Source organism: Polaromonas sp. P4_F9 (assembly GCF_056401235.1).
On record NZ_JBFUJT010000006.1, the window covers coordinates 172,227 to 195,361 of the forward strand.

General features: G+C 63.1%; 19 protein-coding genes and 2 pseudogenes. 5 read left to right on the plus strand and 16 right to left on the minus strand.

From position 1 onward, the window contains the following. Window positions 1-146: 146 nt before the first annotated feature. The gene (locus AC1DUB_RS07825; protein WP_477729062.1) at window positions 147-1,154 is read right to left on the minus strand and encodes a Bug family tripartite tricarboxylate transporter substrate binding protein; all 1,008 of its coding nucleotides are present in this window, start codon (window positions 1,152-1,154) and stop codon (window positions 147-149) included. 317 nt (window positions 1,155-1,471) lie between these two features. Further along, complete coding sequence (locus AC1DUB_RS07830) at window positions 1,472-2,860, minus strand: ammonium transporter (RefSeq protein ID WP_477729063.1); 1,389 nt, start codon at window positions 2,858-2,860, stop codon at window positions 1,472-1,474. Window positions 2,861-2,980: 120 nt separating this feature from the next. Between AC1DUB_RS07830 and AC1DUB_RS07835 the strand changes: the two are divergent. After that, window positions 2,981-3,187 (plus strand): annotated as a pseudogene (locus AC1DUB_RS07835) (IS21 family transposase); the annotation flags it as partial. 36 nt (window positions 3,188-3,223) lie between these two features. Here AC1DUB_RS07835 and AC1DUB_RS07840 read toward each other — a convergent pair. Genes AC1DUB_RS07840 through glnT form a run of 4 tightly spaced genes read right to left on the minus strand, consistent with a single transcriptional unit; the run spans window position 3,224 to window position 7,573 of the window. After that, window positions 3,224-4,582, minus strand: coding sequence for an FMN-binding glutamate synthase family protein (locus tag AC1DUB_RS07840; RefSeq protein WP_477718603.1), 1,359 nt, complete (start codon window positions 4,580-4,582; stop codon window positions 3,224-3,226). Window position 4,583: 1 nt separating this feature from the next. Continuing rightward, a complete protein-coding gene (locus AC1DUB_RS07845; protein WP_477729064.1) occupies window positions 4,584-5,270 on the minus strand; it encodes a protein glxC in 687 nt (228 codons plus the stop codon). Beyond that, window positions 5,258-6,166: a class II glutamine amidotransferase domain-containing protein gene (locus AC1DUB_RS07850; protein ID WP_477729065.1), complete on the minus strand. Its 909-nt coding sequence runs from the start codon at window positions 6,164-6,166 to the stop codon at window positions 5,258-5,260. The genes AC1DUB_RS07845 and AC1DUB_RS07850 overlap by 13 nt, the downstream gene beginning before the upstream one ends. Window positions 6,167-6,178: 12 nt before the next feature. Beyond that, the gene (gene glnT / locus AC1DUB_RS07855) at window positions 6,179-7,573 is read right to left on the minus strand and encodes a type III glutamate--ammonia ligase (protein WP_477729066.1); all 1,395 of its coding nucleotides are present in this window, start codon (window positions 7,571-7,573) and stop codon (window positions 6,179-6,181) included. 162 nt (window positions 7,574-7,735) lie between these two features. Between glnT and AC1DUB_RS07860 the strand changes: the two genes are divergently transcribed. Continuing rightward, entirely contained in the window at window positions 7,736-8,338 is a 603-nt protein-coding gene (locus AC1DUB_RS07860; RefSeq protein ID WP_477729067.1) for a helix-turn-helix domain-containing protein, read from the plus strand. A gap of 40 nt (window positions 8,339-8,378) precedes the next feature. On the opposite strand, the gene AC1DUB_RS07865 is transcribed toward AC1DUB_RS07860, so the two are convergent. Genes AC1DUB_RS07865 through AC1DUB_RS07885 form a run of 5 tightly spaced genes read right to left on the minus strand, consistent with a single transcriptional unit; the run spans window position 8,379 to window position 13,692 of the window. Continuing rightward, window positions 8,379-10,064, minus strand: a complete 1,686-nt coding sequence (locus tag AC1DUB_RS07865; RefSeq protein WP_477729068.1) for an electron transfer flavoprotein-ubiquinone oxidoreductase — start codon at window positions 10,062-10,064, stop codon at window positions 8,379-8,381. A 36-nt stretch (window positions 10,065-10,100) separates the two neighbouring features. Beyond that, window positions 10,101-10,727, minus strand: a complete 627-nt coding sequence (locus AC1DUB_RS07870; RefSeq protein WP_477729069.1) for a HutD/Ves family protein — start codon at window positions 10,725-10,727, stop codon at window positions 10,101-10,103. A gap of 3 nt (window positions 10,728-10,730) precedes the next feature. Continuing rightward, window positions 10,731-11,687, minus strand: a complete 957-nt coding sequence (locus AC1DUB_RS07875) for an electron transfer flavoprotein subunit alpha/FixB family protein (protein WP_477729070.1) — start codon at window positions 11,685-11,687, stop codon at window positions 10,731-10,733. A 15-nt stretch (window positions 11,688-11,702) separates the two neighbouring features. Then, on the minus strand, window positions 11,703-12,467 hold the full coding sequence (locus AC1DUB_RS07880; RefSeq protein ID WP_477729071.1) for an electron transfer flavoprotein subunit beta/FixA family protein: 765 nt from the start codon (window positions 12,465-12,467) through the stop codon (window positions 11,703-11,705). A 40-nt stretch (window positions 12,468-12,507) separates the two neighbouring features. Next, window positions 12,508-13,692, minus strand: coding sequence for an NAD(P)/FAD-dependent oxidoreductase (locus tag AC1DUB_RS07885; RefSeq protein WP_477729072.1), 1,185 nt, complete (start codon window positions 13,690-13,692; stop codon window positions 12,508-12,510). Window positions 13,693-13,844: 152 nt separating this feature from the next. Between AC1DUB_RS07885 and AC1DUB_RS07890 the strand changes: the two genes are divergently transcribed. Further along, window positions 13,845-14,972, plus strand: a complete 1,128-nt coding sequence (locus AC1DUB_RS07890; RefSeq protein WP_477729073.1) for a LysR family transcriptional regulator — start codon at window positions 13,845-13,847, stop codon at window positions 14,970-14,972. A 32-nt stretch (window positions 14,973-15,004) separates the two neighbouring features. Next, on the plus strand, window positions 15,005-15,826 hold the full coding sequence (gene hutG / locus AC1DUB_RS07895; protein ID WP_477729074.1) for an N-formylglutamate deformylase: 822 nt from the start codon (window positions 15,005-15,007) through the stop codon (window positions 15,824-15,826). A 48-nt stretch (window positions 15,827-15,874) separates the two neighbouring features. Here hutG and AC1DUB_RS07900 read toward each other — a convergent pair whose 3' ends face one another. The 5 genes from AC1DUB_RS07900 to AC1DUB_RS07920 are packed head-to-tail and all read right to left on the minus strand — an operon-like array spanning window position 15,875 to window position 22,193. Beyond that, window positions 15,875-16,690 carry an enoyl-CoA hydratase-related protein gene (locus AC1DUB_RS07900; protein ID WP_477729075.1) on the minus strand — a complete coding sequence of 272 codons (816 nt, stop codon included), beginning with the start codon at window positions 16,688-16,690 and terminating at the stop codon, window positions 15,875-15,877. Further along, on the minus strand, window positions 16,683-18,200 hold the full coding sequence (locus tag AC1DUB_RS07905) for a M81 family metallopeptidase (protein WP_477729076.1): 1,518 nt from the start codon (window positions 18,198-18,200) through the stop codon (window positions 16,683-16,685). Before AC1DUB_RS07905 ends, AC1DUB_RS07900 begins: the two co-directional genes overlap by 8 nt. Before the next feature lie 13 nt (window positions 18,201-18,213). Continuing rightward, entirely contained in the window at window positions 18,214-19,194 is a 981-nt protein-coding gene (locus tag AC1DUB_RS07910) for a Bug family tripartite tricarboxylate transporter substrate binding protein (protein ID WP_477729077.1), read from the minus strand. Window positions 19,195-19,218: 24 nt separating this feature from the next. After that, a complete protein-coding gene (locus AC1DUB_RS07915; RefSeq protein ID WP_477729078.1) occupies window positions 19,219-21,408 on the minus strand; it encodes an acetate--CoA ligase family protein in 2,190 nt (729 codons plus the stop codon). A 2-nt stretch (window positions 21,409-21,410) separates the two neighbouring features. Continuing rightward, on the minus strand, window positions 21,411-22,193 hold the full coding sequence (locus AC1DUB_RS07920) for an enoyl-CoA hydratase/isomerase family protein (protein WP_477729079.1): 783 nt from the start codon (window positions 22,191-22,193) through the stop codon (window positions 21,411-21,413). 239 nt (window positions 22,194-22,432) lie between these two features. On the opposite strand from AC1DUB_RS07920, the pseudogene AC1DUB_RS07925 reads away from it, so the two are divergent. Next, window positions 22,433-22,969: pseudogene (locus tag AC1DUB_RS07925) on the plus strand (IS5 family transposase); the annotation flags it as partial. Window positions 22,970-23,135: the final 166 nt, after the last annotated feature.

The window sequence follows — 23,135 nt, forward strand, 5'->3', positions numbered from 1 at the left end:
TTGCCTTGTCCTTGGCGTCTCGTTTGGTGGAATGCGATGCGTGTTGTTCAGGCAGGGGCTGAGGCCCCTCCCCCTCCTTCACCCAGGCCGTCTTTTCAACGGCGCATCGTGAAGTTCTTGAGCCAGGGCACAGGTCTGCGTGAGCGTCAGTCGGCGCGGATGTTCGCGGCCTTCACTACCGAGCGGTACTTCTCGACTTCCGAGGCCATGAACTTGCCCAGCGCGTCGGCAGAGGCACCAGAGGCCACAATGCCCTGCTCCTTCAGCCGCTTCTGAACCTGCGCATCCGTCAATACCTGCTGTGCCGCCTGCTGGATTTTCTGCAGAATTTCCGGCGGCGTCCTGTTGGGCAGAAAGAGACCAAACCACACGCCGAGGTCAAAACCCTCCAGACCCCTGATCTGCCCCAGGGCGGGAATCTCCGGCGCCAGTTCGCTGGGCTTGGTCGCGGTGACGGCAAAAGCCTTGAGCTTGCCCGACTTGATAAAGGGCTGCGCGGCGCTGAGGGTGGAGACCCCCAGCTCGATCTGCCCGCCCATGACGTCGACCAGGGCCGGCGACGCGCCCCGGTAGGGGATGTGTGTCATGAAGATGCCGGCACGCATCTTCAGCAACTCGCCGGCCACGTTCATCGGCGTGCCGTTGCCTGCGGAGGCATAGCTCAGCGCCCCCGGCCTGGCCCTGGCCAGCGCGAGGACTTCCGCTACCGAATTGGCCGGCAGGCTGGGGCTGCCCACCAGCACCATCGGGCCGGTGGCGACAAACACGACGGGCGACAGATCCTTCATGCCGTCATAAGCCACCTTGGGATTGATCAGTTTGTTGATGAGGATTTCGGAGCCTGAGCCCAGGAAGATGGTATAGCCGTCGGGCGTTGCACGCACGGCACGCTGGGTGCCGAGCATGCCGCCCGCACCGGCCACGTTTTCGATCACGACTGGCTTGCCGAGCTTTTCGCTCAGCAAGGGCGCGATAGTGCGCGCCACATTGTCCGAACTGCCGCCCGGCGCGAAGGGCACCAGCAGCGTGATGCTGCGCTCCGGCCAGGCCGCCTGCGCGGAGAAGGTGGGCGCGAGGCAGAACGCGAAGGCACTGGCCGCCAGCGCGGCCAGGCGGCCGAAGGTGGCGGAGGAAGGAAAAGACAGAGTTTTCATGGCGACAACAAAAAGTAAATGTCAAAAACGATGAATCCCTTGCGCATCGACCGTTGCGGCTCTCGGGCCGCTCACGGCAAACACACAGTGCCTGGCGATGCAGGCCGGCCCTCCGCGGCTCCCCGAGCCAGCGACTGCCTGTGGCCAGCGGATGTGGCCTTCAGAAGCCTGGTGGCGTGGATTTAACCACCCTTACCGTCTTCTAATATTATGGAATACCATAGTACTTAAGCACGATCCATGCCTTGACGGCCGTCCTGGCTACCGCGTCGGCGCCCAGCGCCAGGGCCTTGGCCCCAGAATCTGCGAATTCCGTCTCAGTGGTCGTAGGCCTTTTCGCCGTGCGAGGCGATATCCAAGCCTTCGCGCTCTTCGTCTTCCGTGACGCGCAAGCCGATGGTCATATCGACCAGCTTGAAGGCGATGAACGACACCACGCCCGACCAGACGATCGACACACCCACGCCCCACAATTGGCTGATGAGCTGGGTCGTCATGTCGAAGTCGGCGACCTTGTTGGCCACGTAGTCGTAGACGCCGGTACCGCCCAGCTTGGGCGACACGAATACGCCGGTGAGCAAGGCGCCCAGAATGCCGCCCACGCCGTGCACGCCGAACACATCCAGGCTGTCATCCGCGCCCAGCATGCGCTTGAGCCCCGTAACGCCCCAGAAACAGGCCAAACCAGCCAGCAAGCCGATCACCAGGCCGCCCATGGCGCCAACATAGCCGCAGGCGGGCGTAATGGCCACCAGGCCGGCAATCGCACCAGATGCCGCACCCAGCATGGAGGGTTTGCCCTTGCGGATCCATTCCGCAAAGACCCACGATACGGTGGCCGCGCAGGTGGCCAGGAACGTGTTGACGAATGCCAGGGTCGCCGTGCCGCTCGCCTCCAGATTGGAGCCGACGTTAAAGCCGAACCAGCCCACCCACAGCAGTGAGGCGCCGATCATTGTCATCGTCAGGCTGTGCGGTGTCATGGGTTCCTTGTTGAAACCGACGCGCTTGCCAATCAGGAAAGCTCCCACGATGCCAGCCATTGCCGCGTTGATGTGCACAACCGTGCCGCCCGCGAAGTCGATGGCACCTTTCTGGAACAGGAAGCCTGCTGTGGCGCCGACTTTGTCGGCCACTTCGGCGCTGGTGTAAGCGTCAGGGCCGGCCCAGTACCACACCATGTGGGCAATAGGCAGGTAGCTGAAGGTGAACCACAACACCATGAAGGCGAGCACTGCCGAGAACTTCACGCGCTCGGCCAGCGATCCGATGATGAGGGTGGGCGTAATGGCCGCAAACGTCATCTGGAAGGCGATGTAGATGAATTCCGGAATCACCACGCCCTTGCTGAACGTGGCGATCACGCTGTCGGGCGTGACACCCTTGAGAAACGCACGGTCGAAGCCCCCAAAAAAGGCGTTGCCTTCGGTAAAAGCCAGGCTGTAACCATACAGGCACCACAACACGCCCAGCAGAGCGAAGGTCACCATGACCTGCATCATTATCGAAAGCATGTTCTTCGTGCGCACCATGCCGCCATAAAACAGGGGCAGGCCGGGCACGGCCATCATGATGACCAGCAAGGTTGCAACAATCATCCAACTGGTATCGCCCTTGTTGGGCAGTGGCGCAGCGTCGGCCGCGTAGGCGACCGAGCTGAGAACGAAGGCGCTGCATATGGCGAGCGCCGCAGGAAGTCTTTTCATGGCAAAAGTCCTTTAAGGGTTGAAAAAGTGCGCAGGACCTTCAGCAACGTCCATGCCAATTTTTCCTGACAGGAACTTTTCGATCATCTCATTCAACTTGCGCATGTTTGTAGCTATGCTGCCGTGGACAGGGTGCGACGCGGCAAGCCGCGTAACGTCAACGCTCGCTTTGGCGCCATGGTCTGCCATTACTTGTTCGACCCCGACTTCTGCAACGTCGCCCCGGGCTGGAAAAAAGGCGTGGTCGAGGAGAACGTGCAGGACAGCCGTCGGCGCATCTGGACCGAAGCCGCCATGCGGCGCTTCGGCTCGTTCATTGAGCTCAATGTTCAACGACCGCCAGATGACCCGACGCACTACCGTTCAGAAGCCCTGAACGCCCGGGTACCAGCTCGTGCCAGCCATGGGAATCTGCGTCATGGCAGAGGCCTCCAGGGTCAGCGCGCACAGGTCTTCGGGCTCCAGATTGTGCAGGTGGGACTTGCCGCAGGCCCGCGCAATGATCTGGGCTTCCATCGTCAGCACCGACAGGTAGTTGGCCAGGCGGCGCCCCGCCTGCACCGGGTCCAGGCGCGAAGCCAGGCCCGGGTCCTGCGTGGTGATACCGGCCGGGTCCTTGCCCTCATGCCAGTCGTCGTAGGCGCCGGCCACGGTGCCCAGCCGGGCGTACTCGTCCTGCCAGCGCGGGTCGTTGTCGCCCAGGGCCACCAGCGCGGCGGTGCCGATGGCTACCGCGTCGGCGCCCAGCGCCAGGGCCTTGGCCACGTCGGCGCCGTTGCGGATGCCGCCCGAGACGATGAGCTGCACCTTGCGGTGCATGCCCAGGTCCTGCAGCGCCTTCACCGCCGGCCGGATGGCCGCCAGGATGGGAATGCCGACGTGTTCGATGAAGACCTCCTGCGTCGCGGCCGTGCCGCCCTGCATGCCGTCGAGCACCACGACGTCGGCGCCGGCCTTCACCGCCAGGGCCACGTCGTAGTAGGGGCGCGTCGCGCCGACCTTCACGTAGATGGGTTTTTCCCAGTCGGTGATCTCGCGCAGTTCGAGGATCTTGATCTCCAGGTCGTCCGGGCCGGTCCAGTCCGGATGGCGGCAGGCCGAGCGCTGGTCGATGCCCTCGGGCAGGCAGCGCATCTTGGCCACGCGCGGGCTGATCTTCTGGCCCAGCAGCATGCCGCCGCCGCCCGGCTTGGCGCCCTGCCCGATCACGACCTCGATGGCGTCGGCCTTGCGCAGGTCGTCAGGGTTCATGCCGTAGCGCGACGGCAGGTACTGGTAGACCAGCGTCTTGGACTGACCGCGCTCTTCCTGCGTCATGCCGCCGTCGCCGGTGGTGGTACTGGTGCCGACCAGGCTGGCGCCGCGGCCCAGGGCTTCCTTGGCCTGCGCCGACAGCGCGCCGAAGCTCATGCCGGCGATGGTGACCGGCGTCTTGAGGTGGATGGGCTTCTTGGCAAAGCGCGTGCCCAGGACCACGTCGGTGCCGCACTTCTCGCGGTAGCCTTCGAGCGGGTAGCGGCTGATCGAGGCGCCGAGGAACAGCAGGTCGTCGAAGTGCGGCAGCTTGCGTTTAGTGCCGCCACCGCGGATATCGTAGATGCCGGTGGCCGCAGCGCGGCGGATCTCGGCCAGCGTGGCCGGATCGAAGGTCGCCGAAAAGCGCGGTGGGGTCTGTGCGGCGACGGGCGCGGCCAGCGTCTGGGCGGAAATGGGTGCGTTCATGTCAGTAGGCTCCTGCGTTGTCGACATGGAAGTTGTAGAGGGTGCGGGCAGACCCGAAAAGCCTGAAGGCGCCGGTGTCCACGTCGGTATGGCCGGCCTTGGCCAGCAGGTCGGCCAGGATGCTGCGCTCGGCCTCGCCCATGGTTTTTTGCTCGCAGTCGGAGCCCAAGCTCTTGACCTTCCCGCGCACGAAGATGCGGGCTTCATAGAGCGAGTCGCCCAGCGCTTCGCCGGCGTCGCCGAGCACCACCAGGTTGCCGGCTTGCGCCATAAAGGCCGAGAAGCTGCCTACCGAGCCGCCCACCACCACATCCGCGCCCTTGAGCGAGATGGCGCAGCGCAGGCCGGCATCACCGTCGATGACCAGCAGCCCGCCCTGGGCCGTGGCACCGGCGGCGTTGGAGGCGAAGCCCTTGACGTGGACCTTGCCGCTCATCATGTTCTCGGCCACGCCGGTGCCGGCGCTGCCGTTGATGGTCACGTTGGCGATCTGGTTCATACCGGCCGCGTAGTAGCCGGCATGTCCTTCCACCGTGATGCTGACGTCGGCATTCATACCGGCGGCGATCGCGTGGGCGCCGTTGGGGTTGTCAATCTGCACCGAGAGGCCGGGCGTGGCCTCCTTGTGCAGGAACTGGTTCACCTCGCGCAGCGGCGTGGCTGCGAGGTCGAATTTCATGCTTTCCATAAGTACATCTCCTCAGGGGCGGGTTCAAAGACATGGGCGTGCTTGACGCCAGGCAGGTGGGCCAGCGAGCGGAACTCGGAGGCGATGGCCACGTAGTCATCGGTCTCGGCCACCACCGCCGGCTTACAGGCGAAGGGGTCGCGGATCAGCGCGAGCTCGTTGGGCGTGCCCATCAGGAAGGTGTAGAAGCCGTCGAGCACTTCGAAGCCCTTTTGCAGCGCGTCGTTCAGGCTGTCGCCCTCGCGCAGGCGCCACTCCAGAAAGCGGGTCGCCGCTTCGGTGTCGTTGTCGGTGTCGAACTGGATGCCGTAAGGCGCCAGCATGCGGCGGATGCCATTGGGGTTGGACAGCGAGCCGTTGTGCACCAGGCAGAAGTCTTCACCGGCGGTGAACGGATGGGCGCGGTCGGCCGTTACAGCGGACTCGGTCGCCATGCGGGTGTGGCCGACAAGGTGGCTGCCCTTGAAGTCCGCAAAGCGGTAGCGCGCCGCGACTTCGGCGGGCGTGCCGATGTCCTTGTAGAGGTCGATGCTTTGGCCGGCGGAGAACACCTGAAGCAGCGGCTGGTAGCCGTGCAGCCAGGCCTTGACCGTGTCGGGCGAACCGTCGAAGGCGATGATGCCGTGGTTGCCCTTGGCCTCGACCGTGGCGTTCAAGCCGAGCGCGCCGTTCAGTGCGGCGACGAGGGCCTGCCAGTCGTATGTAGCACCGCCCTTGACCAGGCCGGAGAACACGCTGACCTTGCGACGGCCATCGGCCAGCGACGGCGTGAAGACGGCCAGGCCAGCCGAGTCCGGGCCGCGCTCGGTCATGCCGATCATCATGGGCACCATGAGTTCACCGAGCTGCTCACGCAGCGCCGGCGTTTTTACCAAAAGTCCGACTATTCCGCACATGGCGTTTCCCTTTCAAAAGAATTCGAGATATTGCTTGATTTCCCAATCGGAGACGTGACGCTGATACTCCAGCCACTCCATCCGCTTGAGCTTGAGGAATTCCTGAGCAACCGGGCCCAGCGCATCGCAGACCAGCGTGTCGGCTTCCAGGGCGTCGAGTGCCAGGCCGAGGTTCTGCGGCAGCAGGCCGATGCCCGCCTCGCTGAGTTCGCTTTCGCTCCACTCGTAGAGGTTGGTGTTGCGCGGCACGCCCGGGTCCAGCTTGCGGTCCACGCCATCGAGGCCCGCGGCGATGACGGCCGCGGTGGCCAGGTAGGGATTGGCCGCGCCGTCCGGCAGGCGCAGCTCCAGCCGGCCCTTGGGGATGCGGATCATGCTGGAGCGGTTGTTGTCGCCGTAGGTGATGTAGGCGGGTGCCCAGGTCGCGCCGGTGAGCGAGCGACCAACCACCAGGCGCTTATAGGAGTTGACGGTGGGCGCGCACAGCGCGGTGAGCGCCGGTGCATGCGCCAGCAGGCCGCCGAGAAAGTGATAAGCCAGCTCGGAGAGTTCGAGGCCGCGTGCATCGCTCTTATCGCAAAACAGGTTGCTCTTGCCGTCGCCGATGGACATGTGCATGTGCATGCCGTTGCCGGGACGGTTGGCAAACGGCTTGGGCATGAAGGAGCACAGCAGGCCCATGTCGTTAGCGATCTCCGACGCCGCCATTTTGAAAAAGACGAAATGGTCGGCCGAGGTCAGGCAGTCGGTAAACGTGTAGTTCAGCTCGAACTGGCCGTTGGCATCTTCGTGGTCGATCTGGTAGACATCCATGCCCACAGCACGCAAGTCGTTCGACAGGCGCTCCAGGAAGACACGCGTGCGTGACAAGCCTTTGTAGTCATAGCAGGGCTTGGCCAGCGTGTCGCTGGGATCGCACGGTGCGAGCGCACCCTTGTCGTCGCGGCGCAGCAGCGAGAACTCAGGCTCCAGGCCGGTGAAGAGCGTGTAGCCGCGGGCCGTCAGTCGTTCGATCTGACCACGCAGAACGACACGGCTGTCGAACTGCCAGGGCTCGTTCTCGACATGGCCTTCACAGACCATGCGCGCCAGGCCCGGCTGCCAGGGCACCAGCGACAGCGTCGACAGGTCACCCTTGGCCATGAAGTCGGGGCCGTGCGGCTGAATACCCACACCCGAGATGGCGAAGCCGGCAAAGCCCGCGCCCTCTTTCATGACCGACGGCAAATGCGACACCGGCACCGACTTGGCCTTGGCCACGCCGTGGATGTCAACGAACTGGGCCAGCACGTAGCTGATGCCCTGCTCAAGCAAATAGGCCTGCGCCGCTTCAACCGTGTCCAAGCGTGGCGAGGGAACCAGCGAGCCGGCCGGCGCGACCAGACTGGAGGTGGGATCTGACTTCATGGAACAAGCTCCTTGGGGTCTTAACAAATAGTGCAATGCACTACAGGGAACGACTTGCTCCATGGTTTGAAGCTTATCGCAATAATTCCCATGATGCAACATTTATGCCTACTGTGAACTATTTTTTTGGTGCATTAAACTTGCTCAAAAGCACTGCCCACCATGACCACTCCCGTTGACATCCAGCCTCCTTCCCTCGAAGAATCCGTCGGCGCGGCCATCCGCCAACTGCGCCTGCGCGACGGTCTGACCATTGCTCAGATCGCTGAACAGGCCGGCCTTAGCAGGGGAATGCTCTCGAAGATCGAGACCGGCAGCACCATGGCCGGCATGGACACACTGGCTCGCATTGCGCGCGCGCTTGGCGTGTCCATGTCCATGTTGTTCAGCAAGTACGACGCGACTGCTGCGACCGCGCAGCACGTCAAAAGTGGTGCAGGCATGGAAGTGGTGCGTCGGGGCACCAAAGACGGGCACACTTACCACCTCCTGGCATACGACCAAGGGCCCGTCAAACTCTTCGAGCCCTTTCTCATCACCATCGACGACGACAGCCAGCGCTACCCGACCTTCCAGCATCCAGGCACGGAATTCCTGTACATGCTCGAAGGTGTGATCGAGTACCGCTGCGGCCAGCAGACCTATGTGCTGAAGCCGGGCGACTCGCTGAGTTTTCAGGGCGACGTGCCGCACGGGCCGGAGAACCTGACGCAATGCCCGATCAAGTTCCTTTCCATCATCATTTATCCGCGCAACCCGGAATGAAAAGGAAGCCATCAAGCGGGCCTCCTTTATCGATCACGCTTCACATGCCCGCATAGTTCGGCCCGCCGCCACCTTCGGGCGTAACCCAGACAATGTTCTGCGTCGGGTCCTTGATGTCGCAGGTCTTGCAGTGCACGCAGTTTTGCGCGTTGATCTGCAGGCGGTCCGTGTTGTCGGTGTTCTTCACGAACTCGTACACACCGGCCGGGCAATAGCGGCTTTCGGGGCCGGCGTATTGGGCCAGGTTAATGCTGACCGGCACGCTCGCATCCTTGAGCGTCAGGTGCGCCGGCTGGTGCTCTTCGTGGTTGGTGTTGGACACAAAGACCGATGTCAGGCGGTCAAAGGTGATCTTGTTGTCGGGTTTGGGGTAGACGATGGGCTGGCACTCTGCAGCCGGTTTGAGCATGGCGTAATCGGGCTGGGTGCGGTGAATCGTCCAGGGCGGGCTCTTGATGCCCAGCCTGGGCAGCAGCCACTGCTCGATRCCCGTCATGAAGGAGCCCATGTACAAGCCCTTCTTGAACCACGCCTTGAAGTTGCGCGACTGRCCCAGCTCCTGCGCCAGCCAGCTGCTCGCATAGGCTTCGGGGTAGGCGCCCAGCTCGTCGTGCTGGCGGCCCGATGTCACGGCAGCATAGGCGGCCTCCGCGGCCAGCATGCCGCTCTTGATCGCCGCGTGGCTGCCTTTGATGCGCGCGGCATTGAGGTAACCCGCTTCACAGCCCACCAGCGCGCCGCCGGGGAACACCGTTTTGGGCAGGCTCAATGCGCCCCCGGCCGTGATGGCGCGCGCGCCATAGCTGATGCGCTTGCCGCCTTCCAGGTATTTTTTGATGCTGGGGTGGGTTTTCCAGCGCTGCATTTCTTCAAAGGGGCTGAGGTAGGGGTTGGTGTAATCGAGGCCGGTGACCAGGCCCAGCGTGACCTTGTTGTCCTCCAGGTGGTACATGAAGCCGCCGCCATAGGTCTTGCTGTCCATGGGCCAGCCGGCGGTGTGGATGACCAGGCCGGGTTTGTGTTTGGCCGGATCAATCTCCCACAGCTCCTTCACGCCCAGCGCATAGGCCTGCGGGTCCTTGCCTTCGTCCAGCTTGAAGCGGCTGATCAGCTGGCGGCCCAGGTGGCCGCGCGCGCCTTCGGCAAACACGGTGTACTTGCCATGCAACTCCATTCCCAGCTGGAAGTTGTCTGTCGGTTCGCCATCCTTGCCAATCCCGAGGTTGCCGGTGGCGACCCCCTTCACCGAGCCGTCCTCGTTGTACAGCACTTCGGCGGCCGCGAAGCCCGGGAAAATTTCCACGCCGATGTTCTCGGCCTGCTGCGCCAGCCAGCGCACCACATTGCCCAGGCTGATGACGTAGTTGCCGGCGTTGTGAAAACAGTCGGGCACCAAGAAGGCCGGCGTTTTAACGGCACTTGTCTCGCTGAGGAAGAGGACTTCATCCTGGGTGACGGGCTGGCTGAGCGGGGCGCCCCGGGCTTTCCAGTCCGGGATGAGTTCGGTGATGGCGCAGGGATCCATGACGGCACCGGACAGGATGTGGGCGCCGGGTTCCGATCCCTTTTCAAGCACGACCACCGACAGCTCCGTGCCTTTGCCGGCTGCCAGCTGTTTGAGCCGTATCGCGGTGGCCAGCCCCGCAGGGCCCCCGCCGACCACTACCACGTCATAGTCCATCGCTTCACGGGGGCCGAACCGGGCCAGGATTTCTTCTGCGTTCATCAGGGTGGGCTTTAATTGTTTTAGAGAGCGCAGGCGCTACGCCGTGGCGCAGAGAAAACTGAGCTGCGCCACCAGAAGGCAAGCATCCAGGCTGAGCGCTTTCACGTGCAACATGCCCGCGTGGCCGCTGAGGTGCATGCCCTCGCCCTGCCCCACCTGCAGCTCGATGTTCGAAGGGGGCCGCGCGCCGCGAAACGACAGGCTGAACTCACCCGAGGTCACCAGCAGGACGAGGGTCCCGCCGTCGGCCAGCGACAGCTCGGTGTTGCCCTGATGGACGCTGACCCCGGCCGTCGCCTGGCCGCGTCGCGTCATCACATTGAACAGACGCACCGGGCCTGCGGCCAGCTCGGCAGACAACTCGCGCTCACCCTCAAAGCCATGGCCATCCCCAACCCTCCGAAACTGCAACGCCGTATCATTGCCACGCAGCGTGAGCTGTTCACCCTCAGCCAGCAGTGCCTGGCGGTCTATACCGGAAAACACCGAAAAGGGGCCGCTGCTGCGGATGTCGGCCAGGCTGACGCGCCAGTTCCAGTCGCCGTCCACCATTTCTGCGGCGGTGATCAGGCGGGTCTGACCGCCGCCGTTGCGCCAAGGTTCGACTGGCAGATCGGCCAGCGAAAAACGGCACAGCCCCTCGGGCAAAGCAAGGACATGCATGGCTCAGGCTGTCGCGGCGGCTGGCAAGCCCGCTTGCAGCGCAGGCAGCGCGTCGAACAAATCGCCGACTACGCCGTAGTCGGCGATCTGGAAGATGGGGGCATCGGGGTCTTTGTTGACCGCAACGATGCACTCGGCGTCTTTGATACCCGCCAGGTGCTGGATGGCACCGGAAATACCCAGGGCTACATAAACTTGGGGCGCAATCGTCCTGCCGGTCTGGCCTATCTGTACGGTATTGGACGCAAAACCCGCGTCCACCGCCGCACGCGAGGCGCCTACAGCAGCCCCCAGGTAATCGGCCAGCGCCTCGACCTTGCCCATGTTTTCTTGCGAGCCCACGCCGCGTCCGCCGGCCACGACGATGCTCGCGCGGCCCAGGTCGGGGCGCGTGCTGGCGGCGGACTCCCGGCTGATGAGGCGGGTGCGCGTATCGGCTGCCACCGCATCGACCGGGGTGATGGTGGCGGCCGAGGTGGACAGACCCACCGGCTCGAAGCTGCTGGCACGTAGGGTCAGAAAAGTCTGCGGCGCGGAGGAGCGAACCCGGGTCACCACCATGCCAGCATAGGCTGGCCTCTCCAGCGTGTCGCCATCAATGCGGGTGACGTCGGACAGGTAGGCCGCACCGCACAGGGCTGCGGCACGCGGCAGCGCGGCGCGAGCGCTCAAGGTATGGGCGGCCACCACCCAGCCGTAGGCCCTGGCTAGCGCGGCCACTTGGCGAGCTCGGGTTTCGGCGCTGGGCGAGGCCAGGGTTGCATCGTCGGCGACCAGCACCATGTCAGCGCCCTGCAGATTGGCCGCCTGTGCGGCCACGGTCGCCAGCCCCTGGCCGATGAGCAGCACATGGATCTGCGTGTTCGCCGCAGCGCGCAGCTGGGTAGCGGCCTTCACCACCTGGGCGGTGGCCGGGTCAAGTTGTTGGCCGTCATATGCGGCGAGGACAAGTACGTTCATCGAAGACTCCCTGTGTCAAGCGGGTTGGAAGGCCGGCAGGGCGCGCAGACGGTCGATCAGGGCGGGCAGACCGTCCAGACGTATGCCGGGCGCGCGTGCAGCAGGCTCGGCCACGGCCAGCAATTGCACCCAGGGCTGGCCGCTCTCGGTTAGCGAGGCGGCGGCCACGGTGGTGATGCTGGCGTTTTTCGCCCGCATCATGGCCGGCAGGCTGATGTTGCGCGGGTCGCACAAGCGCAGGTCCACGCTGAGCACGGCGGGCAGACTGAGCGCCAGCTGTTCGGCGCCCACGTCGACATCGATGGACACGTGCAGTTCGCCGGCCTCCAGCGCCAGGCGGTTCACGGCCACGGCCTGCGGCCAGTCCAGCAGGGCCGCCAGCATGGGGCCGGTGGCGCCCAGATCGTCGTCAATAGCCTGTTTGCCGCAGAGCACCAGGCGGGCGTTTTCCTGCTGCGCCAGGGTGCTGAACAGGCGGGCTTCATCCAGTGGGTCCAGCGGGTCCAACGCGTCGGGGGTGTTTATCAGAATGGCGGCGTCGGCGCCCATGGCCAGGGCGGTACGCAGCACATCCTGGGCGATGGGCGCGCCACAGGTGACGGCGGTTACCCGGCTGGCCAGGCCCTGCTCTTTGAGGCGCACGGCTTGTTCCAGCGCGACCTCGTCAAACGGGTTGATGGACATTTTGACGCCGGCGGTTTCAACGGCGCTGCCGTCGCTTTTGACGCGGACCTTGACGTTGTGGTCAACGACACGCTTGACGAGAACGAGGATATGCATGGGGTAGCTTCCAAAGGGATGATGGAGGCGGAGCCTACGATCAGGACACGGCGCCCAGGCCGTACTTGCCGACCAGCTGGCGGCCGGCGCGAAAGCGCTCCAGCGCGTAGGGTGCGATGTCGACCTCGGTGGGTAGACCCAGCGCCGACTGCGCCAGTACCAGGCCCACAGCCGGCGAGAGCTTGAAGCCATGGCCGGAAAAGCCGTAGCCGACCACCAGGCCTGGCACATCGGGCAGGCGGCCCAGCACCGGGTTCCAGTCAGGCGTCACGTCATAGACACCGGTCCATGACGAGGCCACACCGGCCGTCTCATAGCTGGGAAAACGCTCGGCCACCTGGGCACCGACTTCCACCATATAGTCCATGCTGATGTCGCCCTGCTCGTTGTCCGGGGTGGGCAAGGTCTCGCCCACGATGCCTTCACTGACCAGCATCTGCTTGCCGCCGTAGCTGCGGCAATACAGCATGCCGGGTGAACCCAGGTCTTTGTAGACTGGCATCTTGAAGGTGTAGGCCTCGGGGCCTTCCAGCGCCAGTACGGTGTGGCGCTCGGGCACCACCGGGCTGGCGATGCCGGTCCAGCGTTCGATGTCGGTGGCCCAGATGTTCTGTGCGCTGATCACCGTGCCGCTACGGAAGGTACCCTGCGAGGTTTCGACGCCGGCGACCTTGCCGCCTTCGCGGAGCAACTTGTGGACTTCCACGCCTTCCATGATCTTCACGCCCAGGCGGCGGGCGGTGCGTGCAAAGCTGGTGGCCACCAAGTATGCATCGGCAAAACCGGCTTCGGGCTCGTAGCCGATCAGGGCCGCATCGTCGAAGCGGGCGATCGGCAACAGGTTGGCAGCCTCTTTCTGATCCAGGAACTTTACCTCAATGCCCTGGGCCTGCTGGGCTTGCAGCGCAGCGTGAAGCGGTGAAAGTTTGGGGCCGTCCGGCGCGGCGATGACATAGCCGCACGTGACCAAGCCAGATGCCGCGTCTTCGTCGCCGAGGTAGTTGGAAAAGTCGTTGAAGACCTTCCACGATGCCTGTGCCATGCGCACGTTTTCGATCACCGAGTAGTGGGTACGCAGGATGCCGCTGGACTGCGACGTGGTCCCTGCACCGATCTGCGTGCGGTCCAGCACCAGCACCTTGGTGCAGCCCAGACGGGCCAGGTGGTATGCGACCGAGCTGCCGATCACGCCGGCACCGATCACGATGGCATCGAAGTTGTCCATGTCAATTTCCCAGGAAGGTTTGAATGGACGCAAGCTTAAAGAGCGCATCCCCGGCCCCTTAAAAATGAAGCAAAATTAATTCAATGAATTAGATTTTCTTCACTAATGTGGTTTTATCGCCCCTGTACCCACCATCCCCGGAGTACTACACCATGCGCCGCGTCCCTCCACCGTCAACTTCACAACCACGGCCGTCGACCCTGCCCGTTCCTGATGTCGCAACCTCGGCGAGCACGGGTCTCGCCGGCGGGCGCGGCAGTCAGGCCCTGCCCGACCTGCGCGCGCTGGAGACCTTTGTCACAGTCTGCGAGGCCGGCTCCATGGTCCAGGCCGCGAAACGCCTGGGCATCACCCAAAGCGCGGTCAGCCAGTTGATCCGCGTGCTGGAGGCCAACTACGGCATCACCCTGTTCGACCGCGAAGTGCGCCCGGCGCGCCCAACCCGTGCCGGCACCCGCCTGCTGGACATGGCCGGCGACCTGCTCTCCAGCGCACGCGCCGTGTCGGAGCGCCTGCGCAATGCCGTGCGGCAGGACCATGCGCAGCTGCGCCTGGGCTGCGTGGACTCGTTTGCCGCCACCGTCGGACCGGCGCTGGTGCATGCACTGTCTGGCTCGACACGGCAGCTGCAGCTGTGGTCGGGCCTCACGCCCGGGCTGAACAAACAACTGGTGGCTCGGGAACTGGACCTGACGATTTGCACCGAGGTGCCGCAGGACGACCCGCGCATCACCGGCCGCTTGCTGTTCTCCGAAAGTTGGGTGGCCGTGTTCCCGCGTGGCATGGCACCGAAGCCCCTGACCGAAGCACAGGGCCTCAAATCGGCAATCGCGTCCATCCCAGGCACCGCCGGGACGGTGGGCCTGCCACTGATCCGATATTCCCAGCGCTCACTGATCGGCCAACAGGTCGAGCGTTTTTTGCGCCATGTCGGCGTGGATGCGCCGCGGCGCTTCGAGTTCGACGCCACCGACCCGATGCTCAGCCTGGTCGCCGCCGGACTGGGCTGGGCCATCAGCACACCGCTGTGCCTCTGGCAATCGCGCGCCTGGCTCAGCGAGGTCGACCTGCTGGCGATTCCCGGTACCGGCCTGAGCCGCCGCGACTTCTATCTGCTGTGCCGCGAAGAAGAGTGGTCATCGACGGCCGACGACATCGCCAGCATTACCCGAACCGCTCTCATCCATGACACCCTGCCGCACATCCGCAGCAACATGCCCCTGCTGCCGGAAGATGCGATCTTGCTTCCGGAGTCAGCCCCCTCACCTCTCCCTTCTTGATTTCATCGCTCCCCCAGCGCACGAGCCAAACCATGACCGTCCCCCTGTTCCTGCTTCACCAGGGCACCGCCCCGCTGCTGATCTCCATCCCCCATCTGGGCACACACCTGCCGGAAGAAATCTCTGCCGCTTTTGCGCCGGAGGCCAACATCGTCGGCGACACCGACTGGCATCTGGACGGGCTATATGCCTTCGCCAGGGACATGGGCGCCTCCATCCTGGGCGCGACCATCTCGCGCTACGCCATCGATCTGAACCGCCCGCCGCACGGAGAACGCCTCTACCCCGATCAAATTACCACCAGCCTTTGCCCCACGGAAACATTCAAAGGCGTGCCGCTCTACGCCCCCGGCCGCGAACCCGACCATGCCGAAATCAGCCGGCGCCGCACTGCCTATTGGCAGCCGTACCACGACACATTGCGCGCGGAACTGGACCGGCTCAAAGCCCTGCACGGCCAGGTGCTGCTGTGGGAAGCGCACTCCATCGCCAGCGTGCTGCCGCGCCTGTTCGAAGGCAAGCTGCCGGACCTGAACTTCGGCACCAACGCCGGCGCAACCTGCTCCCCGTCCATCATGGCGGCCGTGCTGGGGTCGCTAACCAAGCCGGAGCAACCGCAGGAGTTCTCCTACGTACTCAACGGCCGCTTCAAGGGCGGCTACATCACGCGGCACTACGGCCAGCCCGAGCAGGGTATCCATGCCATCCAGTTGGAAATGTGCCAGAGCCTGTATATGAACGAGGCCCCACCGTTTGACTACCGGCCCGATCTGGCGGCCCGAGTTCAGCCCCTGATACGGGCCATAGTGGCCGCCGGCCTGCAGCAGATCCAGCGCGACACCGCCAGGCCGTGAGCCCGGCACGGCAGATTAGCGTCTAGGGACAGCCCTCACCTGGCCTACTCAACGGCCACTGAAGCTCGGTTGCCGTTTCTCCAGCATCGAGGCCACGGCCTCGAGATGGTCCCCGGTGTTATGGCAGATGCCCTGGAACAGCGCGCAGTGGTCGAGGAAGTCGGCCAGCTCCATGCGTTGTGCTGACTTCATCAACCGCTTGGTCAGTCGCAGTGCCCGCGGAGGCTTGGCCGCGAATTGCAGCGCCAGTTCTCTTGCACGAGCTTGTAATTCATCGGCATCGACCACCTCCAACACAATTCCCAGGGTTTTAGCCTCACCAGCGCCGAGCACGCGACCACTAAACGTCAGCTCGGCAGCACGCTGATAGCCGATAAGACGTTGCAGGAACCAGGCGCCGCCGTCGCCAGGGATGATGCCGACGTTGATGAAGCTCTCGGCCATCGTTGCCGTGGTCGCTGCCAAGCGAATGTCACACATACACGCCAGATCGAAACCTGCCCCGATGGCCGGACCGTTGATGGCAGCGATGGCCGGCACCTCAAGCCGGTGCATCGCCAGCGGGATGCGCTGGATTCCCTCACGGTACTTCTTTTGTACCTCGAACACGTTGCCGCCGAAGCTGCCCTCGCGCTGCAGCATGTGCTTGATGTTGCCGCCTGAGGAAAACGCCTTGCCAGCGCCGGTGATCACGAGCACCGAGATCGCGTCATCGGCGTTGATCCAGTCGACAGCACGCTCAATGTCGTCCACGAGCTTCGTGCCGGTGAGTTCGTTGCGCACATCGTCGCGGTCAAGGGTCAGCGTTGCGACGCGGCCCTGCACATCAAGCCGCGCGTCGATCAATTGGGGTAGATTAGTCATCGGTGGTTACGCGGTGAGCGTATTCTGTAAATGGAAAGGTGTGCCGCATATCAACGTGGCGATACGGCAGCTTGATGAGGTCGGCCACACCGTAGTCCGGCGTGTCGACGATCAGGATTTCTTCGGCCAACGGTTCGTAGAAGGTGCGAAAGTGGGTCTTCGAACGCAGAACAATGATGTCGAAGTCCTCGGGCCGCAACCCGAAGATCGTGAAGGCATCTCCATCTACTGCAAAGGCGAAAGCACTGACGACGCTGACCGATACGCCATCGATGTCCAGCAACGCTGTCATCCCAAGATCCACCGGCATGCCTTGCATGTAGGTGCCTGAGACGCGGTAGCTCTTCGGACCTGCCCACAACACGCGGGCCATGACCTCAAGTTTCGGCCCCGCCTTGTCGGAGCTGTGGGCACCCAGTCTTAACCGAACGGTGTTACCGGCACCTGCCTCATAGGCTTTCTGCGCTGCGGCAGAATCCCACAAGAAGGGAACGGCGGCACGCCGCACACCGCGTTTCAGCAACGCGGCGAGCAGGTAGGTCGAATCGTTCATGCGGTCGGCATGCTCAAGCAGCACATAGGGTTTTTCGCTCTTTGGCTCGTAGGCCAACCTCCCCAGTACATGATCGATCGCCTCCGCGACTTGATGTACGGAGAGTGGCCGGTACAGGGCGTGTCTTTCGTGCCAGATGCGATCCGAGAGTTTGGCCACAATTGATCTTGCGCGGTCGCGGTCACCATCCGTGACACACAGCACCGAGAACCCGGTATTATGGGCATCGGCATAAGAGAAGCCAGCCATTACTGTGATGTCGGTATAGCGTTCGCTTTCGTGTTCAATGCGGTCCGCCTCTCCGATGATGTCCGCCAAAGGATGCAGCGCGGTTGCACTGAAGATGCTCGGCACCAGAACCCCGGGCTTGGCGATGGCCCAGACGGGCGAGATCTCGCCGCGCAGCGTGCGGACCATACAGCGTGCGGTACGGCGTCCCGTGTCGCCGGTGTCTATATGAGGAGATTTGCGGTAGGCGAATGCGGCCGTCGCACCTTCGAGGGTGTCCGCATCGAGGTTGCCGTGGTAGTCGAAGGCCACCATCAAGGGTTTGTTGGGTCCGAGAGCTGCGCGTACCTCGTTGATGATGAACTGCTCCGAATCTGGGTAGGACTGTGCCCAGCAGGCACCATGCAGGAAGAGCAGCACGCCGTCGAGCCGGTCCGCCAAGTTGCGTATACCGGCAACGATCTCGCCGGCGTAGCGGGCCACCGCCTCATCGGTGGCAGGTCCGACAGCGCCCAATGCAGTGTGGACGATGGGTAGAATCCCGACCTGTTCGTGCTCACAGATGTCGATGAAGCCCCCCATCACGGTATTGGTTCCGCGAAGCTGTTCGATGATGTTGTCGCCGCGCAGGGCAACGTGTTCAAAATCCGCTACCGTGGAGAATACCGGCAAGAAACTCACCGACTCGATGTGAAAGCCGGCGATGGCGACGAGAAAGGGTGAAGTCACAATCACCTCGCCGTCATTGCGGTTCGATGCCCGCTTGTTTGACCACTGCTGCCCACTTGACGGTCTCCTTGCGAGCGTAGTCGGCAAGGTCCCGGGGCTTGCTGATGAAAATGTCGACACCCATATCCCGGAACCGGTCCCGCACTTCGGCAGTCGATAGTGCCTTATTGAAAGCGTCGTTCAATGACTGCGCGACCGTCGGCGGCGTTCCCGGCGGCAGTACTATCCCGCCCCAGGCGACTCCTTCAAAACCAACCACCCCGGATTCTGCCACCGTCGGTACGTCGGGGAGTTGGGACAGGCGCGACAAGCTTGTGACCGCCAATGCACGCAGCTTGCCTTGCTTCAAGTAAGGAAGAATGGTCGGCGTGTTGTCAATCATGATGTCGACTTGCCCGCCCAGCACGTCGGTGACGGCTTGCGGGCTTCCCCGGTAAGCAATATGCCGAATCTTGACCTTGGCTGTCTGTGAAAGCAACTCACCGGTGAGATGGCCCGAAGTACCTTGCCCCGGCGACGCGTAGGTCAGCTTGTCGGGGTTGGCCTTGGCATACGCGATCAGCTCGGCGTAAGTCCCGATCGGCAAACTGGGGTTAACTGCAATGACGTTTGCCACCTTGAACAGCAATGCCACTGGCGTAAACCTGTCCGGATCGTAAGGCAGCTTTCTAAAGGTGCTCTTGTTGATCGACAAGGTCACGTTGTTGGCGTAGCCCAATGTCAGACCGTCGGACGGCGCGCGGGCAAGTTCGCTCATGCCGATAAGCCCCGAGGCGCCCGGTTTGTTGTCGATTACAACGGGCTGCCCCGTCGCCTTGGTCATGGCACCAGTCACAGCACGCAGCAGCATGTCCGGCGTCCCGCCAGCGGCCGACGGCACAATTAGTCGGATGGGCCTGCCAGCATCGGGACCGGCAGCGAGAAGCGATCCTGCTGTCAGAAGACCTAATGCGGTTATTGCGATACTGCGACGGACGAAGAAGGAGTTACGCATGGGGAGTCTCCAAGTAAGTAAAAATCAATGCTGGGGTATTTCGCTCGAACGGGAGTCTTCGAGCAGGATGCGGGCGTCCAGAATGCCGACGCCCCGGGGATAGGCCAGCACCGGGTTCAGGTCGAGTTCGGCGATCTCCGGGAAAGCGGTGCAGAGGTCGGATATCCCCAGCATCAGCCGAACCAGTGCTTCCTTGTCGATTGGTGGCGCACCGCGCACGCCGTCGAGGATCTTGCTGGCGCGGATCTCGGACAACATAGAGCGCGCGTCCTCTTCGGTCAGCGGCAAGGAGCGGAAGACAACGTCTTTCAGTACCTCGACCAGCACGCCACCCAGGCCGAACATCAGCACCGGCCCGTAGCTGGGGTCGCGCACCACGCCAATGATGATTTCGATACCACCTTTGGGCGCCATCGGGGTAACCAGAAGGCCCTCGAGATCTGGATCGCGGCCGACGTAGTGGTTTGTGTAGCGCTTGCCGCTATCGACGATCTCATCGAAGGCCTGGCGCACTGCGGCTTCGTCGGCCAAGTTGAGCTTGACACCACCGGCGTCGGTCTTGTGGATGATGTCGCGCGAGACGACCTTCATGGCCACCGGCACTCGTCCCAAAGTCTTGAAGGCCTGGACGGCCTCGTCGGGCGTCTCGGCCACGATGGCCGGGGCCAGCATGTCGACGCCGGCGTCTTCCAACGCCTGGCGCGCCTCGTGTTCCAGAACAACGGTGCGGCCCTCGCTGCGGCAATGGGTGAGCACTTCCTGGAAACGCTTGGCGCGCACCGTCTTGATGCTTCTGGCGGGCAGCGCCCGGCGGCGGGCTTCGCCGAATTCGGCCAACGCCTGCACGCAGCGCACCGCGAGTTCGAGGGAGTTATAGACCGGAATGCCTTGTTCCCGGATCAGCGTCAGCGGCTTGGGCCGAAGGTCCGCATACAGACTGCCGTAGAGACTATGCACCAGCACCGGCTTCCCGAACTCCTTGTGCAGCGTGGCGATACGCTGCGAGGTCTCCATTTCACTCTCAGTGAGCGAGGACGAGAAGCGCACGCCGTAGCCGCCAAATAGGCCGGTGATGAGCAGTGCGTCGACATTCGGGTCGGCCAAGAGGATTTGGGCGCAATCGGCAAAGGCTGCCGGGTTCGAATCGGTCCCCCCAGCGACGTCCACCGGGTTCGCGACAGCGGCCGACGACGGCAGAATCTCTGCCAATGCCTTCATCGTCCTGTCGGCGAGGGGCGCCAGGGTCAATCCATGCTCGGTCAGCACATCGGCGGCGATGGTCGCGTGGCCGCCGCCATCGGCCAGAACTGCAACACGCCGCGAGAGCATGGGCTCCAGCAGAGACAGCGCCTCGGCCAGCGACAGAATCTCGTCGGACTTGCGTGCCAGAATCGCCCCCGCCTGCTTGAGCACGCCCTCGCTGACCGCATAGTCGCCAGCCAGCGCGCCGGTGTGCGACTGTGCCGAACTTCGCCCAGCACTGGTGCGCCCCGACTTATAGATCACCACCGGCTTCTCGCGCGCCACGCGGCGCAGCGTGTCGAGAAAGCGCCGGCCGTCTTTCATCCCTTCGACATAGGCGATAACTGCCTTGGTATTGGCGTCGTCGCGCATGTACTCGAGGTATTCGTGAAAGAGAATGTCGGACTCGTTGCCGATGCCGACATAAGTCGACAACCCGACCTGTCCGTTGGCCTGGGCCTCGGTGACCAGCGACAGCGCCATGTTTCCGGACTGCGAGAGCAGGCCAATGCCGCCTGCCTTCAGATGCGAAAAGCCGACGATGTTGCTGGACACGTGGGTGTTGAAGATACCCGAGGTGTTCGGACCGATGATGCGAACGCCGTGCTTGTTGGCCTCTTCAACCATTCGCGCCTGCAAGGCCTTGCCCTCGGCGCCGGCTTCGGCAAATCCGCCAGCCAGCACTACTGCTCCTTTCACCCCCTTGACGCCACATTGCGCAATCACGTCGGGGAGAGTCTTGGCCGGTGTGCAGATCAAGGCCAGGTCCACCGTGCCGGGAATCGCGGCCAGCGCGGGGTAGGCCACCAGCCCCAAAATCGACGCCTCCTTCGGGTTGACTGGATAGATCGCGCCCTTGAAGCCGTCTTCGAGTAGCTTCTGGATCGATCGGAATCCACGTTTGGTGGGATCCTTCGAAGCACCGACGATCGCGATGGACTTCGGATAAAAGATTGGATGCAGTGCATTCATGTCTATTTCCCTTCAAAGACGGGTGCGCGCTTCTCCGCGAAGGCATCGACGCCCTCCTGCCAGTCCTTGGTCATGCCGACGAAGACCATGCCTTCGAGTTCCGCCACCAGCGCAGCGTCGAGCGTGCTCTCGGCGGCGTAGGTGAGCTGGCGCTTGGCCAGTTCCATCGAGAACGGCGCCTTGGCCGCGACGCGCTTGGCGAATTCGCGTGCCGCAACGAGAAACCCCTCGTCGGCAAACACCCGATTTGCCAAGCCGATGCGCACCGCCTCCTCGCCCTTGATACGGTCGCCCAGGAATACCAGTTCGCGCGCCTTGGCCAGTCCAACGAGACGCGGCAGTAGCCAGGTCACGCCACCTCCGAGAAAATTACCAATGCTGATTTCAGGCAGCCCGATCTGTCCGCTCTCAGCCATCAAAAGAAAATCCGATGCGATCGCGAGTTCTGCGCCGGCGCCGAGCGCATAGCCGTTGACCGCGGCGACCACCGGCCGCTTGAGCTGCAGCAATCGCTTGCAAACGATCTGCTCGCCTTGCAAGTACTGGCGGCGCTCGAGCTGCGTTCGGCCGACCTTGTGCTCCTTCAGGTCGGCGCCCACACAGAAGGCGCGACCTTCGCCCGTGAGCAGCACAACGCGGGCGTCGCGATCGGCTTCTGCCAGACCGAGCGCTTCGTTGAGCTCGGCATAGAGCTGCTGTGTCACCGCATTGAGTCGGTGCGGCCGATTCAAGCGAATTTCGGCAACGCCATCATTCAGTTCGTATAGGATGGTTTCAAAACTCATTACGTTCTCCACAATTGTTGAAGCAGCGGTCTTCAGTCGTATATCGGTTAATCGCCGTGGTGACACCTACACGGCACCGTAGCGTGCACACGCACCAAAGAAACGTATGTTACATGAAAATTTTAATGAAACATATGATTCATAACAAGCACCTAAAACGCCTTTCGAATTAGTGTTTTTCCCTTAGAGCAATGCTGATTAAGGTCCCACGCCGAGAGAAACCGAAGCGTTACATGACGATGAAACAACAGACCCTTGCCATGGCCGCCGACCAATCAGGATACGAGCAGTACCGCAAGCCCACGAGGCGAGACGAGTTTCTGGCGACCATGGAAGCCATCTTGCCGTGGGCCGCGCTGTGCGAGGTCATTGAACCTCATTACCCCAARGCCGRCAACGGMCGCCCGCCCATTGGMCTGGAGCGCATGCTGCATYCAYYTYATCCAGCAYTGGTTCAAMCTGGCYGATCTGGCCTGYGAGGAGGCGCTGTACGACAGYGCCAGCCTGCGCCGTTTCGTGGGCATCGATCTGGRCCGMGAGCCGGTRCCCGACGCCACCACCMTGCTSAMGTTTCGMCGCCTGCTCAAYRACAASAAGCYSGGYGAGGCYCTGTTCGCCAAGGTGGGCAAGARCTGCARGCKCGAGGCTTYRAGCTSARYACCGGCACCATCGTGGAYGCCACCATCATCGGCGCGCCCAGCTCGACCAAGAACGTGGACAAAGCGCGTGACCCTGAGATGCACCAAACCCGCAAGGGCAAACAATGGTATTTCGGCAGTGCGACCTGCAAGTCGCATGGATTTCTGTTTCACAGGAGGACTTATGAACTGATGAAACCGGTTGTTCCACCAACCGTTCCCTACCTGGACATGCGATGCTGGCAACGGCATGGTGTGAAGCTTCAGGAACAACGTACCCTCCGATTTATTCGGGGCGTCAAAC